Source organism: Collinsella sp. BG-O-102 (assembly GCF_023656745.1).
Lineage (GTDB): Bacteria > Actinomycetota > Coriobacteriia > Coriobacteriales > Coriobacteriaceae > Collinsella.
Genome location: NZ_JAMOKO010000012.1, coordinates 13,369 through 27,424 on the forward strand (window position 1 = coordinate 13,369; position 14,056 = coordinate 27,424).

Sequence of the window (14,056 nt, forward strand, 5' to 3'; positions counted from 1 at the left end):
GCACCGGGCACGGTGAGTTCATGGAACACAGGGGCACCATAATTAGATGCCAATAGCGTGGTAGAACTGTGCTCGATATGCATCCGCAAAAGAAAGAGGCACCATGGTCTCGCGGGTTCTCTACCGACCGTTTGATACCGAAGACTTCGACGCCATCGCGTTGATTCTGCAGCAGCTTTGGCATAACAATTCGGATAACGATGAGTACAACCGCCTCGAGGCCGCGTGCGACCTCGCCTACTGCCTTTCGTCTTCGACGTTTTCGCAGGTTGCCGTAATCGACGGTCAGGCGCGCGGCATTGCGCTCGCGCGTGCGGGACAGAGCTCCGGCGCCACCGTTAAGGAACATTGGCTGGATACCGAACGCGCACTGCTATCGCAAATGCGCGAGCTGGAGCCCGATGCCTGCGCCGAGTATCTCTCGTTTGTGCGCGCAACCATCCGAACCAACAACCGCCTGCTCGAAAGCAGCCCGTTGCCACACGACAACGAGGTCACGCTGCTTGCCGTAGATCGCGATGTCCACGGCCTGGGCGTTGGCTCGGTGTTGCTTGATGCCGCGGTCTCGTACCTATCCTCGCGCGGGGCGACGAGGGCGCACCTGTACACCGACTCCAACTGCTCGTGGAAGTTCTACGAGTTGCACGGCTTTAAGCGCACGGCCACGCACCGCGCCAACCGCGAAGAGCGCCGTCACGACATGCCGCGTGAAAGCTTTCTCTACGAACTCGACCTAACAGCCTAGCCCAAGCAGCCACACCTGGTCATTTAAGAACGTCCCCAATGACTGATCCCCAACAACTAGTCATTTAAGTCTGTCCCCAATGAGTGGCCTAGGGGGTTTGTAGATAGCCCTGGTCAAAAAACATCAAATATGAGTACTGTTACCTTTTTAGTAGCAGCGATTTGGGGCATTTTTGATGCTTATAGGCATGACGACCAGCTGCACGAGCTGACATAACTCCCCAAATGTTCAATAAAATGGGCTCCTAACGAGAAGTACTCTCATTAGGAGCCCATTATTATGTGCAAACATATGTGACCAACGCAGCAACAGTACTCATATTTGGCATTTTTTGTCCACTGTCCCTTGCGCGAAGGTCCGCAGCGGAAAGTTTGACCCGTTTCGATGCACAAAAATGGGATGAATCTTCCCTGGCAACCGCCCAGAAAGATCCACCCCAAAGCAAGCGCTCGCTAGAACGTTCCGCCGCCGCCTCCGCCGACGCCGCCACCGCCGCCACCGGAAAAGCCGCCGCCGCTGCCGCCGCTCGAGCTATCGGAACTCGAAGCCAGCTCGCGGATGGTCTCGTGATACACCTCGTTGAACGAATCGAGCGGAGACTCGTTGCCGTAGTGATGGTAATACCACCAGTAGCAGGGGTAGTTGTCGTAGAAATCGTCGCTGTTGCGCAGATCCGCAGGCACGGCCTCGGCCAGCTGTCGCAGCACTTCTTTCGAAACGCCCAGGGCAACGCCCATCACCAGCAGTTTGTTCCACAAGATTAGGTCGCTGGGGATAGCCTCCTTCAGGCGCGTAAAGTCCTCGAGCCAATGCTTGAGCGCCTTGCAGCGAGCCGCCACCTCGGCGCCCTCCGGCGTGTAACGGCGGAAGGTGCAGCTCAGGACAAAGCCCACGATCGTAACGGGGATCGAGATCATAGCGGCACCGACGTTGGCATCCGCAAAGTCGGTATAGAACAGAGAGCCCAGAATGCCAAAGACAATGATGATGCCGAGAACCAGGCCGGCCACCATCGCGATAGTGCCATCCGATGCAATAAGCTCGCGCGCCTCCAGCTTGCCCTTAACTGTGCTCTGATAGTCCTCGAGCTTGTCGCCAACAGATGTGGTGCGCTCGCTAGCGTACTCCTCCAACTCGCTAAACGTGCGCGAACGGACTCCGTCCTTATCGGGCTTAACGCCAGCAAAGAAGACCTTGAGCACGTCGCGATCGATGCCGTCCTTCTTGGCAGCCTTCCAGGCCTCGTCGGTCACTGTGATGCGATACGTCTGCTCCTCTTTTTCGCGACGGAGCAGACCCTTCTTCTTGGTCTCGGTCGCTTCTTCCAGCTTGATCACGCGGTCGTCGGTAAGCTTCATAAGCGTGGCGATATATGCCTGATCGGGCACCTCGTTCCAGCTCATGAGGGCCGAAAGCACGGCGGGATGGTCGGCCGAAGGCACATCGCGGAAATATTCGTCCTGGAAAAGCGGCTTGGGCTTGCGGCGGCGCAGCTTGAGCACAACGATTGTGCCGGTAAAGGCCACCGCCGCGACAACACTTAGCACGGCAAGCGCATTGGCAATCATGCGAGCGTGAGCGCGGCGAGCGTTGGCCTCGTCGGCCCATTCCTTCTCTTCGCTCAGAATCGTCGACATGCGCTTTTCGCCCGAGACGGCAAGCTGCGGCACCCAGTCGCTGGGGAAGGCGATGCGTGCCTCGGCGAATTCGCCCTCATGCACGCAGGGAATGGTATAGGTGACCATGGGCTCGTCCGCATCGAGCGACACGTCGCCCGTCAGCGGGCCGTGGCCCCATGCGCGGAAGTTATCGCCCTTGACGGCAGCCGTCCCGGCAGCGGCATTTGCAAAGTAGACTTCCATCTCGACGTCATCGGAGTCCGCAGACCAGCCGTCACCCACGAACTTCCAGTAGAGCTCGGCGGTATCGGCCCAGTTCATAACCGCACCGGTCATGGTGTAGCTCACGTAGTAGATTGCGCTGTCGCCGCTCTCGTGAGGGCTGAACACCTTAATCTTTACGCCGTCGTCGGACTGTTCCACCGTGTAAACGCCAGAGTCGCCCTTGTTCGCGCTATCGACTTTGTTAAACGCGGTGTCCTCTTCCTCGACACTCAGCACGTCGACGCCCGCCGTGCCGCCCTGCTGGTTGGAGCCCGTATTGATCTCCCAAAACACGCCGTTGATGTCGTCGTCGAAATCAAACTGGCGTCCCTCGACAACGGTCAGCGATCCATCGGCCTCGACCGTGGCACTGATATAGGTCTGGGTCATGGAGTAGCCGTCGGCGTGCGCGGCGACAGGCAGCAACAACGCAAGCGTGACGAGCACGCAGACGGAAGCGAATCGCGCAAACAGGTGGCGCTGCCGGCTGACTTTGGCGGCGAGGGTGTTCATAGGCACATCCTTTGTCTGTAAAACCAACAGCGCCATTGTCCCACGTTTGCGGGTACGCATGGCGAACATCTAGGCGACCGGAGCGCCAAACGGGATGAAAGTCACACCAGCACCCCGGCAGCTAGTCATTGGGGACGTTCTTAAATGACTAGTCATTAGGGACACCCTTGGCATAGCCCGCCCCGGCAATAGATACCACTTCACAGCTCCGTCACAGGTGTAGCGGCTTTGTGTGGGCGCGGCACGCGCTGATTGAGCCGCCAGCCGAGGGGCATAAAGCAGTTGAGCGAAAACGGTTTGCCCCTTTGCCGTTCGCTCGAGGATCATGTCCCCCTTTTCCGCGGAAACCCCGGCAGTTGCGAAGAGCTGCCGGGGTTTCTGTCGTTTGTGAGGCTAAGTCGGTACGCAGCGATCGAGACCTTGAGCCGCAAACCCACCGTGCGCAATGCGTACCGCCGCCAACTTGTGAGCGCAGCAACGCCTTCCCTGCCAAGCCCCGCGCTATACTCGTCCGCATGGATATCAACGCACGCAACATAGCAACACACGCCGCGGACGCACCAGCAACGGCAGCGCCCACCCCCGTCGTGGGCCGCTTTGCCCCGTCGCCCTCGGGCCGCATGCACTTGGGCAACGTGTTCAGCTGCCTGTGCTCGTGGCTTTCGGCCCGCAGCCAAGGCGGCAGCATCGTGCTGCGCATCGAGGACCTGGACGATCGCTGCAAGCGCCCGGAACTTGCCACTCAATTGATTGACGACCTGGCCTGGCTGGGACTGGAGTGGGACGAAGGCCCCTACTACCAGCACGATCGCCTGGATCTGTACGAGGACGCCCTGCGTCAGCTGCAAGACGCCGGCCTCACCTATCCCTGTTTTTGCACGCGTGCCGAACTCCACGCCGCGAGCGCGCCGCACGCGAGCGACGGCACGCCCATCTACCGCGCCGCCTGCCGAGACCTTTCTGCCGAGGAGGTTGCCCGCCGCAGCGCCCTGCGCGCTCCGGCCACGCGCCTGCGCGTACCCGCCGTCGACGACCTCGCAAACGATGTGATCGAATTCGTGGACCGCACGTATGGAGCCCAATGCGAAGCACTCGCCACCGAATGCGGCGACTTTTTGGTGCGCCGCAGCGACGGCGTTTTTGCCTACCAGCTAGCCGTGGTGGTCGACGACGCTGCCATGGGCGTCACCGAGGTCGTGCGCGGATGCGATCTGCTGGGCTCCACGCCGCGCCAAATCTACCTGCAGCATTTGCTGGAACTTCCCACGCCGCACTACGCGCACATTCCGCTGCTCATGTCGCCGGATGGCCGCCGCCTTTCCAAGCGCGACCGCGACCTGGACCTGGGCGAGCTCCGCACCCGCTTTGGCGCGCCCGAGGCACTACTGGGCTGGCTCGCCGGGCAAACAGGCATCGCGCCGGACGCCACACCGCGCTCTGCCGAGCAGCTGGTCGAGCACTTTAGCTGGGATGTTATCCGCACGCATCGGGAAAACATCACTGTAACGGTCGAGTAGCCAGCCACCCCGCCCCTACGCGACATCCCAGGGCTGGAGTTCGTCGCCCAGGCGGACAATACAGTCGTAGAGCACGGTGTGGCACTCGGCTGGGTTGGCGTCACGATGAAAATGCCCGTAGTACCAGCGCTTGTAGTCCAGGTGGTCCTCCAGCTCGTCGAAAAACGTGGTGAGTCGATCGACATCGGGATAATTCCAGCCAGGTGCCGGGTAAAGCGTGGGCGAAAGCATGCGCGTGGAGCAGGTATGGGTGATCACATAGTCGACCTTCCAACCCACGCTGTCGAGCTTTGCCCGCGCCTCCTCAAAGTTGCGCTCGTCCGGCAGCTCCTGCGGCCACCAGCTGGAATACGGAATGCGGTATTCCTTATCCACGCTCGTGGCGCCGCCCATGGTAAAGATCGTTGAGCCGTCGAGCTCAAAAACCTCACCGCGCGTCAGGCGTCGGATGGGCGAGGTGTCCGACAGACGCTGCGTCAGGCCGCCGTGCCACAGCTCCATGGGGCGCTCCGACCAGTGATCGAAACGCTCGTGGTTGCCGTCGACAAACAGCACGGTATAGGGGCGCGACTCCAGCCAGGCGATGTCGGCACATTCCTCGGCAGAGAAATCCCACGGAAAGCCAAAGTCGCCCGCGATGATGAGATAGTCGTCACTTGTCAGACCATCCCCAAGATCCCAGTCGCGAAGCTTTTGCATGTCGACGCCGCCGTGAATATCGCCCGTCACATAGACCGTCATCGGATCACCACTTCCCTGTAAGTCGCTAGCCCACATTCTGCACGATCACTAAGTCAACCGTTCCAGCCCTTCCATCCTTTGGGACCTACCCCTCGCTCTTCCATCCAAACGGGTCAAACACCCAAAAGATCAGATCGAGCACGCCGCCGGTCATCGTGGCGCCGGCAAGAGCCATGCAAACATGCAGAAAGCTGGCACTTCGGAGCACGTCGAACGGCCCCAGAACAGCCAGCAGCGCGACCGCTGCGCCGGCTACGCACAGCGCGAGGCACGGCCCCGCGTCCTTTACGCACTTCTTTGCGAGATGCTTTGCGTTGTCACTCATCGGTATCGAACTCCTTAGAGGGTCGTTGTTCAGACGCATGCCGCCGCGGCAGAGCGGGGCGGCAGGGTAAGTGTCACATGCTGTGCGGACATCAATGGAGAAACCGCCTGCTCGACCAACCTTTGACGCCGTTTTGCACCGGCACCACATCCCCCGCTATCGAGGTCTAATACTTTTCCCACCGCTACCCAAAAACTCATCCAACGTTAATCTTGGCTCAAGAATCGCTTAATCTATAACCTGCACTATAGAGTTCGACCAAGGGCGGGGCGGCGCCGCGCAACGCAGGCCGCCGAACGCAACGCTCGCGCCCGGGCAGATCGCCCGGCGTCGCGCCCATCGAACGAAAGGACAGGTCATGGACGACCTCGAAAAAGTTGAAACCATCCGCACCAAGTGCAACGTGAGCTACACCGATGCCAAAGCCGCGCTCGACGCCGCCGACGGCAACGTTTTGGACGCCATCATTTGGCTCGAGTCGCAAGGCAAGACCCAGACCACGTCGGCGCACGCCGCCACCGAGTCCGCGCCAGTCGATGAGCCCTCAGCCGAGATGGTCGCCGCGCAGGCCGCCTACGAGAAGTCGAGCGAAAAGACCGACTTCTCCAAGAAGATGGACAGCGTATGGGAGTACCTCAAAAAGCTCTTCCGCCTGAGCCTGGACACCAAGTTTATCGCCACGCGCCGCGATGCGATCATCCTCAACATCCCCATCCTGATCCCCATCATCGCCCTGTTTGCCTGGGGCGCTACGATTTGGCTGATGCTGATTGGCCTGTTCTTTGGCATGCGCTACCGCATCGACAGCGACGGCGACGTGCCCGGCAGCATCAACAACCTTATGAATCACGCCGCCGATGCCGCGGACGACATCAAGCAAAATCTGAACGACGACAAGTAATCGCAGACGGGGGCACGCATGGCACGGATCCTGATCGTAGAGGACGAGGAGAAAATCGCCCGCTTTGTGACGCTCGAGCTGGAGCACGAGGGCTACCAGGTGGAACACGCCGCCGATGGCCGCACCGCCGTGGACCTGGCGCTGGAGCGCAACTACGATCTTATTCTGCTCGATGTGTTGTTGCCGCAGCTCAACGGCATGGAGGTCCTGCGGCGCGTCCGCAAGCACAAGGATGTGCCGGTGATAATGGTCACCGCGCGCGATGCCGTGATGGACAAGGTGGCCGGGCTCGATGCCGGCGCCGACGATTACCTGACCAAGCCGTTTGCGATTGAGGAGCTGTTCGCACGGATCCGCGTGGCGTTGAAGCGCTCGGAGGCCGTGCGGGCGGCTTCGGGCGTTGGCGGCATCGGGACGGGCGCGGCAGGCGGCACGGGTGTCGGCGCCACCGCGATACCCCCGGTCAGTGACTCGACCCAGGTTTCCGCCTCGCTCTCCCCCGCCACGCTCGCCGTGGGCTCGGTTGCGCTCGACCCCGACCGCCGCGAAGTCACGGTCGGCGGCTCGCCCATTGCGCTCACGGCCCGCGAGTTCGATGTCCTCGCCCTGCTTATGGCGCATGCCGAGACCGTGCTCACGCGCGAACGCATCGCGCACGAAGCGCTGGGCTACGAATACATGGGTGACACCAACAACGTCGACGTGCACATCGCGCATCTACGCGCCAAGATCGAGGACGCCGGCGGCGTCCGCATCATCCAGACCGTGCGCGGGGTGGGCTATGTCTGCCGCGCGTAACGCCGAGGCCAAGCGCGTCACCTCCATCGCCCGCGCCATCAACTGGAGCTATATGTGGCGCCGCCTGATGAGCTACGTTTGGCTCGACCTGCTGCTAGTAGTGATTGTGGCGGCGATCCTTGTCTATGGATACAACCAGACGCTGCCCAACGGCGCGTTTACCGCAGGATGGATCCCCAGCGCCACCGTTCGCGGCATGACGCTGACGCCCGCGCGCGGCTGGGACCTGACAACGCTCACCTATACCGTCGAGCTTGCGCGTACCACCAAGACTTTCCCCCTCGCGCAGGACCTCGTCACGCTATGGCCTCTCTACCTTGTCGTTGTGGGTTGGCAGGTCATCAGCGTGCTCAACATGCTCGGCGGCGCCCGCCGCGTGCGCCGCACCATGGCGCCGCTCAACGATCTGGCCCTGCGCGTGGACGAACTCGGCCGCATGCAACTCGCCGGCGGCAAAATGGAAACACTGGAGCAGGCCATCGAGCGCGCAAGCGTCGACTCGCCGAGCGTCACCACCGGCGACGCCGACCTGGCAAGCATCGAGGTCGCACTCAACCGCCTGCTGCGCCAGATGCAAGAGGCCAAGCTGCAGCAGATGCGCTTTGTCAACGACGCGAGCCACGAGCTGCGCACGCCCATCGCGGTGATTCAGGGCTACGTGAACATGCTCGACCGCTGGGGTAAGGACGACCCGGACGTGCTGGCGGAATCCATCGCGTCCCTTAAAGCCGAAAGCGAGCACATGCAAGAGCTTGTGGAGCAGCTGCTGTTTTTGGCACGCGGCGATGCCGGGCGCACGGTCCTGCGGCGTGCGCATACCAACTTGGCTGCACTGGTCAGCGAGGTATGCGAAGAATCGCAGATGATCGATACCGAGCACACGTATCGGCTGGCTTCTGACGCTGCGCTTGCCAGCGACCCGCGCTGCGACGCGCCCGTCGACGTGGCGCTCGTGAAGCAGGCTCTGCGCGTGATCGTGCAAAACGCCGCCAAGTACTCGGATGCGGGAACGACCGTCACATTTGGCATAACGCCAGATGCGGGCGCGGGCACGATCGACATAAGTGTTGAGGACGAGGGCATCGGCATGAACCAGGAATCCGCAGCTCACGCGTTCGAGCGGTTCTACCGTGCCGACAACGCGCGCGATGCCGGCGCACAGGGTTCGGGTCTGGGGCTTGCGATCGCCAAGTGGATCGTCGACAGCCACGGCGGCGTCATCGGTGTGACCTCGGTCGAAGGGGTCGGCAGCCGCTTTACGATTCGCCTGCCACGATAGGAAGCCCCTCGGCATAAATAAAGGGATAGGGCCACGCGACCCTATCCCTTTTTGCCAGCTATGGCAGCTTGTGCGCTACTCGCGGCACAGATGCACGGCGAAACCGGCGAACTCGCGCTTAAAGTACACGAGCTTGGTACCGCCGTCGGGCAGCAGCACGCGCGACTCCTCGTTGACCTCGAGCCCGCGCTCGGCAAACCACTTCTCGGCCGCATCGATGTCGTTGACAGCAAAGCCAATGTGGCCCTTGGCGCCACGACCGTTCTGCTTCATGATCTCGACCAGCGAATCGTTAAAGTACGAAACCGGGGTCTCGATAACGGGCAGGCCCACCATCGTCGAGAACAGCTCCGCGATCTCCAGGGCATCTGCCGGGTCGGTGGCGTTAATGCCCACATGGGCAACGCGCATGCCAAAGAGCTCGACCGGATTGGCGTTCTGCTCACTCATACAGTCAGCGCCTACTGAGCCATGACGTCGAGGACGGCCTTCTCGGCAGCGACGCGGTTCATGCCAGTCATGAAGGGCACGCCGCTCACGTACGGGCAGGTGAGGCCCTCGGGGGCAACGGTGGTGGCGATCAGCAGGTCGGCGCCCTCGTCGCAGTAATCCTTGGCCTCGGAGATGGCGCACTGCACGATCTCGTACTTGTCGGCATAACCGTTGGCGTCGAGCAGAGTAGCGACCTTCTGGGCAACGAGCGTGGAAGTAGCAGCGCCAGCACCGCAAGCCAAAACGATCTTCTTCATAGGTAATGTCTCCCTTCATGGTTTACTTTAGGTAAGTGTACCGCAGCGAGCGATGGCACTCGGCCTCGATGAGCTTTTATGCCAGTTTGCTTGCGCGCTGCGTATAATACATCTAGTACGTGTTGTCATACCGCTCGCTTTATGAGCGACTAAGGACCCTAATATGCCCGATTCCCGCACCCTCTGGACCGCCGTCGTTATCATCTGCATCGCCGTGTCGGTGTTCTTTAGCGTCAAAAAACGCACCACGTTTAAGCGCCTGCAGCAGCTTATGGCTGCCAAGCAGTGGGACGAGTTCGATCGTTTGCTCGACGGCAAACTCACCAGCATGCTGTACCCGCGCTACAACCGCGACTACCTGCGTCTGAACTCCTATCTGCTGCGCGAGGACCACGAGCGCGCCAGCGAGATGTTCGACCTACTGCTGGGACTCAACCTCCCCAAGATGCAGCGCGTCGACTTGGTGATTAAGGCCTTTAACTACTATGTTGGCCAGGAGGACCGCAAAAAGTCCAAAGAGCTGTTGCACGAGATCAAGGGCTTTGAGGGCGGTCAGGCCGAGGCAGTTGCGCACGAGTGTCAGCTGATGTACGACACGATGATCCTCAAGCGCCACAACGACATTCCCGAGCTGGAGCGCATGCTCGAGGATGTCGGCGACGACCCGGTCAAGCGCTGCCGCTTGGAGTACCTGCTAGCCCTGCAGTACCAGAACAAGGGCGACGAAGCCAAGTTCCAGGAGTTCCTGGAGAAGTCGGGCCAACACTCGATGGCCGTCAACGCGTAACGGACGGCTTGTGCTAGACTTCTAGTCTCACGGGGGCGTGGCGGAATTGGCATACGCAGGAGACTTAAAATCTCTCGCCGCAAGGATTGTGGGTTCGAGTCCCACCGCCCCTACCATATGGAGCTTTCGAGCCCGTGTCCCCAAGGGATGCGGGCTCGTTTCTTTTACACGCCGGCGGGGCTCTAAGTTGCGGTGGAATAGTTCCTGTTTTGGCAGTTTATCAGCCCATTTAGGAACTATTCCACCGCAACTTAGGTTGGTATTTACACATTTTCCGATGGAAAAACGTGGCTGTCTCGCACATTTTCCGATGGAAAAACGTGGTTGTCTCGCACATTTTCCGATGGAAACGACCAAATGGCCTTATACTAGCCGAGAGGGTTGGGAGGCAATATGCAGCGACAGCTTATGAGTGAACTTATCGCTTGGAAATCAAGGGCGAATCGCAAACCTCTCTTGCTTAGGGGAGCCCGCCAGACAGGAAAGACTTGGCTTCTTAACGAATTCGCAAGCCAGCAGTATCGAAACGTCATTCGTTTTGACTTTATGCTCGAGCCGAGCACACGCTCGCTGTTCGATGGGGACCTCGACCCCAAGCGCATCATCTCCCAGATAGAACTCCTACGTGGCCAAACCGTAACGCCGGCAGACACGCTCATCATCTTCGACGAGATCCAAGAGGCGCCACGCGGGATCACCTCACTCAAGTACTTCAACGAACTTGCACCCGAATACCACATCGTGGCAGCCGGTTCCTATATGGGCCTCGCGCTCCGACGCGAAAACGAGTCATTTCCCGTCGGCAAAATCGACCAGCTCACCATGCGTCCCATGGGGTTTGCCGAGTTCGTTCGTGCCGTCGACGGCAACCCGCTCGCCGATGCCATCCTTGCCGCAGACATGAACCTTCTGGCAAACGTTACCGAAAAGCTCGAGCGCTTGCTCAAGGAATACCTTGTTGTCGGCGGTATGCCCGAAGTTGTCTCCACTTTCGCCGAGACACGCGACTTCATCGAAGCCCGAAGGCTTCAACAGCAAATCATCGAGGCTTACGAATCCGATTTTGGCAAACATGCACCCGCCCGCATCGTCGAGCGCATGAGGTTGGTTTGGAAATCCCTTCCCGGCCAGCTTGCAAAGGAGAACAAGAAGTTTGTCTATGGCGCCCTTCGTCCCGGAGCGCGCGCACGCGATTTCGAGGAAAGCCTCCAGTGGCTCACGGACTACGGAATCGTTCATAAGGTGCCACGTGTTTCCGCTCTAAAGGCGCCGCTCTCGAGCTACGAAGACCTCTCGGGCTTCAAACTGTTCTGCATCGACACCGGCATCCTCGGAGCGCTCTCCGGTCTCTCTCCGGCCATCGTTCTTAACGGATCCGCTGTTTTTACCGAGTTCAAAGGTTCGCTGACCGAACAATACGTCGCGCAGGAGCTTTTGCTCCAGGACAAAACTCCCGCGTATTGGTCCTCTACCTCCGGCAATGCCGAAACCGACTTTGCCATCGACCATGCGGGAACCGTGCTTCCGCTTGAGGTCAAGGCGGCAGAGAACCTTAAAGCGAAGAGTCTGAAAATAGCCTGCGAAAAATTCAAACTCGAGCGTTGCGTGAGGAGCTCCCTGGCGGCATATAGAGACGAGGGCATGCTCATCAATATTCCGCTTTGGGAGATTGGGCAAATCGACAAGCTGGCATAGGCGCCATGGGGACGCCCCGCAAGGACTGTCCCCAGGTGCCGGCAGAAAAGGAACGTCCCCAGGTGCCGGCTGTTGAGTTGCGGTGGAATAGGGACTGTTTGGTGCCCGAAAGGGCGATTTTAGTCCGTATTTCACCGCAACTTATTTAGAGGGCGCTGAGGCTGGGGGTCCAGGAGATGGTGGGGGTCGCACCGTCGAGAGCCTCGTTGATGGTGGCGGCCATGCCGGCGAGTAAGCTGTTCTCGCTTACAGTGAGCGTCTTGTAGCCGCCGGCTCGCATAAGCTCGCGGATTACCACGGCACCAGCCAAGATCACGCCCGCGCGTTTGGACTGTACACCCGGTAGAGCGGCGATGCCGTCCGCATCCAACGCAGACATGCGCTCGATAGCGGCCGAAACCTGATCCAGCGAAAGCTCGCGCAGGTGCACAAAGCTCGAATCGTACGGTTCCAGCTCATGAACGAGCGCCACGAGTGTGGTGACGGTGCCACCCACTGCGACCAAGCGTTCGGCGCGCTCAAAATTGCTCGGCAGGCCCTCAAAATAGGCAGCGAACTGCTCGCCCGCCCACGCGGCAGCGGCAGTAAGCTCGCCGCGTGCGGGCGGCAGTGCCGAGAAAAATCGCTCCGTCACACGGCGACAACCGATGTCCAGCGAACGCGTGCCCTCCAGCGCAAAGACCCCACGCTCCGGCGCATAGACGCCCGTCGCGAGCTCCGTGGATCCGCCGCCCGAATCGGCAACAATGATGCGCTCGCCGGCAAAGTCGTGCGCCACGCCAAAAAACGTCAGGCGCGCCTCGACCTCGCCCGGAATCACCTGCGGTTCGAGCCCCAGCTCACGCAGACCGTCCAGCAGCAGTGCGGCATTGGATGCATCGCGCGCGGCGCTCGTGCATGTGGTGCAAATGCACGCGGCCCCAAAGGCACGCGCCTCGTCCACAAACATGCGACACGCAGCGAGCACACGCTCGACAGCCGCCTCGCAAAAGCGACCCGTCGCGTCCACACCCTCGCCCAGGTCGGTAATCTCGGTATGCTTGGACGATCCCACGATCGCCCCGCCCTCGACCTGGGCCAACACCAGTCGCGACGACACCGTTCCCAGATCGATCGCCGCCACCTTATATCGTTTGCAATCTGCCATTGCGGGTTCCCCTCCGGGCGCTACTCGCCGTTGGACACGACCGTCTGGCCCTCGACACCGTTAAACCCAAACAGCATGTCGAGCGCCTGGATATACCACGGGGCGTCCTTACCGACTTCTTCGATTTCCTTGGCAACTTCGCTGGCCTTCTTGGCGTTCGACGACTTCTTGCTCGAAGACGAATCCGAATCGTCGTCCAGGCCCTGCACTTCAATCCTCTTCTCGCCTGGCATCACCAGGCCCAAGTCCTCGGATGCCGCGTCCTTGATACCCTCCTCCGAGAGCAGCTTGTCGACGCTTTTTTGCAGCTCATCATTGTATTGCTGACGAATCTCGACCTGCTTGGCCAAGATATCGCTCGAACGCTTTGCCACGTACAGATCGCGCACGGGGAAATACAGGCTCACGAGCACCAGAGCAACGACGATGCCGATGAATAGCCCTCGCTGAGGACCATGGGTAAAGTCGTAGATCGCCTTGACCACCGCGTTGTCGTTGGCGTAGTGCATAAAGTCCGAGCCCGAAAAACGGTTCGAGGGCCTGCTCGACCTGTCGTGCGTCTGGGCCGAGGGACGCGACGCATGCGACGAACGTGCCGGGCGCACTGGTCCATCTGTCGAAGTATTCACTTGAGCATTGGGGCGCGAGGTACTTGTCGGGCGTTGCATGGAGCGGTCGGCGCCGGCGTAGGCGGACCCACCGAGCTGCACCGTGCGCGCACGGCGAGGCGACGGCTCACGCGAACCGGCGGAATAGTACCTGTTGTCGTAAATCTGATCCATGTGCGCCTTGTGCGGTTGAGGTTTGTTTGCGCTAAGTATTCTAGTTATAGCACGAGCGCGCGCACCGCCTTCGCCAGCCTTTGCTCGACATAAAAAAGGCGCTGAGCCGTATGGCCCAGCGCCCAATGGTGCTCAACCGCGCCCGGCTGGAGCAAGGCGAATCCGAGTCTTCCCCGCCCCCGCGACCTCCGCGT

14 protein-coding genes and 1 tRNA gene are annotated in these 14,056 nt (G+C 60.5%); 8 read left to right on the forward strand and 7 right to left on the reverse strand.

The annotated features are described in order from the left end of the window. Positions 1 to 103 precede the first annotated feature (103 nt). Positions 104 to 745, forward strand: coding sequence for a GNAT family N-acetyltransferase (locus NBH09_RS07085; protein WP_022093848.1), 642 nt, complete (start codon positions 104 to 106; stop codon positions 743 to 745). Between the two features lie 452 nt (positions 746 to 1,197). On the opposite strand, the gene NBH09_RS07090 is transcribed toward NBH09_RS07085, so the two are convergent. Beyond that, positions 1,198 to 3,141, reverse strand: a complete 1,944-nt coding sequence (locus NBH09_RS07090; protein ID WP_250787543.1) for a DUF2207 domain-containing protein — start codon at positions 3,139 to 3,141, stop codon at positions 1,198 to 1,200. A 515-nt stretch (positions 3,142 to 3,656) separates the two neighbouring features. Between NBH09_RS07090 and gluQRS the strand changes: the two genes are divergently transcribed. Continuing rightward, positions 3,657 to 4,658 (forward strand): tRNA glutamyl-Q(34) synthetase GluQRS, encoded by a 1,002-nt coding sequence (gene gluQRS, locus NBH09_RS07095; protein WP_117847874.1) that lies wholly within the window; start codon positions 3,657 to 3,659, stop codon positions 4,656 to 4,658. A 15-nt stretch (positions 4,659 to 4,673) separates the two neighbouring features. Here the strand turns inward: gluQRS and NBH09_RS07100 are convergent, their stop codons facing one another. Both NBH09_RS07100 and NBH09_RS07105 read right to left on the reverse strand, forming a co-directional pair. Continuing rightward, positions 4,674 to 5,399, reverse strand: coding sequence for a metallophosphoesterase (locus NBH09_RS07100; protein ID WP_250787545.1), 726 nt, complete (start codon positions 5,397 to 5,399; stop codon positions 4,674 to 4,676). 85 nt (positions 5,400 to 5,484) lie between these two features. Further along, on the reverse strand, positions 5,485 to 5,724 hold the full coding sequence (locus tag NBH09_RS07105) for a hypothetical protein (RefSeq protein WP_117847870.1): 240 nt from the start codon (positions 5,722 to 5,724) through the stop codon (positions 5,485 to 5,487). A gap of 358 nt (positions 5,725 to 6,082) precedes the next feature. On the opposite strand from NBH09_RS07105, the gene NBH09_RS07110 reads away from it, so the two are divergent. The 3 genes from NBH09_RS07110 to NBH09_RS07120 are packed head-to-tail and all read left to right on the forward strand — an operon-like array spanning position 6,083 to position 8,702. Then, positions 6,083 to 6,625, forward strand: a complete 543-nt coding sequence (locus NBH09_RS07110) for a UBA domain-containing protein (protein ID WP_117847868.1) — start codon at positions 6,083 to 6,085, stop codon at positions 6,623 to 6,625. A gap of 18 nt (positions 6,626 to 6,643) precedes the next feature. Further along, positions 6,644 to 7,423, forward strand: a complete 780-nt coding sequence (locus tag NBH09_RS07115; RefSeq protein ID WP_117847866.1) for a response regulator transcription factor — start codon at positions 6,644 to 6,646, stop codon at positions 7,421 to 7,423. Then, positions 7,407 to 8,702, forward strand: a complete 1,296-nt coding sequence (locus NBH09_RS07120) for a sensor histidine kinase (protein WP_117847865.1) — start codon at positions 7,407 to 7,409, stop codon at positions 8,700 to 8,702. Before NBH09_RS07115 ends, NBH09_RS07120 begins: the two co-directional genes overlap by 17 nt. A gap of 75 nt (positions 8,703 to 8,777) precedes the next feature. On the opposite strand, the gene NBH09_RS07125 is transcribed toward NBH09_RS07120, so the two are convergent. Both NBH09_RS07125 and NBH09_RS07130 read right to left on the reverse strand, forming a co-directional pair. Continuing rightward, positions 8,778 to 9,152 carry a VOC family protein gene (locus tag NBH09_RS07125; RefSeq protein ID WP_250787547.1) on the reverse strand — a complete coding sequence of 125 codons (375 nt, stop codon included), beginning with the start codon at positions 9,150 to 9,152 and terminating at the stop codon, positions 8,778 to 8,780. 11 nt (positions 9,153 to 9,163) lie between these two features. Next, positions 9,164 to 9,451, reverse strand: coding sequence for a PTS sugar transporter subunit IIB (locus tag NBH09_RS07130; protein ID WP_006235903.1), 288 nt, complete (start codon positions 9,449 to 9,451; stop codon positions 9,164 to 9,166). 163 nt (positions 9,452 to 9,614) lie between these two features. On the opposite strand from NBH09_RS07130, the gene NBH09_RS07135 reads away from it, so the two are divergent. From NBH09_RS07135 to NBH09_RS07145, 3 genes are all read left to right on the forward strand, one after another. Next, positions 9,615 to 10,238 carry a hypothetical protein gene (locus NBH09_RS07135; protein ID WP_006235902.1) on the forward strand — a complete coding sequence of 208 codons (624 nt, stop codon included), beginning with the start codon at positions 9,615 to 9,617 and terminating at the stop codon, positions 10,236 to 10,238. A 31-nt stretch (positions 10,239 to 10,269) separates the two neighbouring features. Next, positions 10,270 to 10,354 (forward strand) — tRNA-Leu (locus NBH09_RS07140). Positions 10,355 to 10,631: 277 nt separating this feature from the next. Continuing rightward, a complete protein-coding gene (locus NBH09_RS07145) occupies positions 10,632 to 11,933 on the forward strand; it encodes an ATP-binding protein (protein WP_117847849.1) in 1,302 nt (433 codons plus the stop codon). Between the two features lie 145 nt (positions 11,934 to 12,078). Here NBH09_RS07145 and NBH09_RS07150 read toward each other — a convergent pair whose 3' ends face one another. Then, on the reverse strand, positions 12,079 to 13,080 hold the full coding sequence (locus NBH09_RS07150; RefSeq protein WP_117847847.1) for a Ppx/GppA phosphatase family protein: 1,002 nt from the start codon (positions 13,078 to 13,080) through the stop codon (positions 12,079 to 12,081). A gap of 20 nt (positions 13,081 to 13,100) precedes the next feature. Continuing rightward, complete coding sequence (locus NBH09_RS07155; RefSeq protein ID WP_233506155.1) at positions 13,101 to 13,862, reverse strand: hypothetical protein; 762 nt, start codon at positions 13,860 to 13,862, stop codon at positions 13,101 to 13,103. Positions 13,863 to 14,056: the final 194 nt, after the last annotated feature.

What these genes read in the sequence shown, in the direction of transcription:
- NBH09_RS07110 (WP_117847868.1), top strand. Translation starts at nt 6,083, where the DNA reads ATGGACGACCTCGAAAAAGTTGAAACCATCCGCACCAAGTGCAACGTG.
- NBH09_RS07090 (WP_250787543.1), bottom strand. Translation starts at nt 3,141, where the DNA reads ATGAACACCCTCGCCGCCAAAGTCAGCCGGCAGCGCCACCTGTTTGCG.
- NBH09_RS07125 (WP_250787547.1), bottom strand. Translation starts at nt 9,152, where the DNA reads ATGAGTGAGCAGAACGCCAATCCGGTCGAGCTCTTTGGCATGCGCGTT.
- NBH09_RS07085 (WP_022093848.1), top strand. Translation starts at nt 104, where the DNA reads ATGGTCTCGCGGGTTCTCTACCGACCGTTTGATACCGAAGACTTCGAC.
- NBH09_RS07145 (WP_117847849.1), top strand. Translation starts at nt 10,632, where the DNA reads ATGCAGCGACAGCTTATGAGTGAACTTATCGCTTGGAAATCAAGGGCG.
- NBH09_RS07115 (WP_117847866.1), top strand. Translation starts at nt 6,644, where the DNA reads ATGGCACGGATCCTGATCGTAGAGGACGAGGAGAAAATCGCCCGCTTT.
- gluQRS (WP_117847874.1), top strand. Translation starts at nt 3,657, where the DNA reads ATGGATATCAACGCACGCAACATAGCAACACACGCCGCGGACGCACCA.
- NBH09_RS07155 (WP_233506155.1), bottom strand. Translation starts at nt 13,862, where the DNA reads ATGGATCAGATTTACGACAACAGGTACTATTCCGCCGGTTCGCGTGAG.
- NBH09_RS07100 (WP_250787545.1), bottom strand. Translation starts at nt 5,399, where the DNA reads ATGACGGTCTATGTGACGGGCGATATTCACGGCGGCGTCGACATGCAA.
- NBH09_RS07105 (WP_117847870.1), bottom strand. Translation starts at nt 5,724, where the DNA reads ATGAGTGACAACGCAAAGCATCTCGCAAAGAAGTGCGTAAAGGACGCG.
- NBH09_RS07120 (WP_117847865.1), top strand. Translation starts at nt 7,407, where the DNA reads ATGTCTGCCGCGCGTAACGCCGAGGCCAAGCGCGTCACCTCCATCGCC.
- NBH09_RS07130 (WP_006235903.1), bottom strand. Translation starts at nt 9,451, where the DNA reads ATGAAGAAGATCGTTTTGGCTTGCGGTGCTGGCGCTGCTACTTCCACG.
- NBH09_RS07135 (WP_006235902.1), top strand. Translation starts at nt 9,615, where the DNA reads ATGCCCGATTCCCGCACCCTCTGGACCGCCGTCGTTATCATCTGCATC.
- NBH09_RS07150 (WP_117847847.1), bottom strand. Translation starts at nt 13,080, where the DNA reads ATGGCAGATTGCAAACGATATAAGGTGGCGGCGATCGATCTGGGAACG.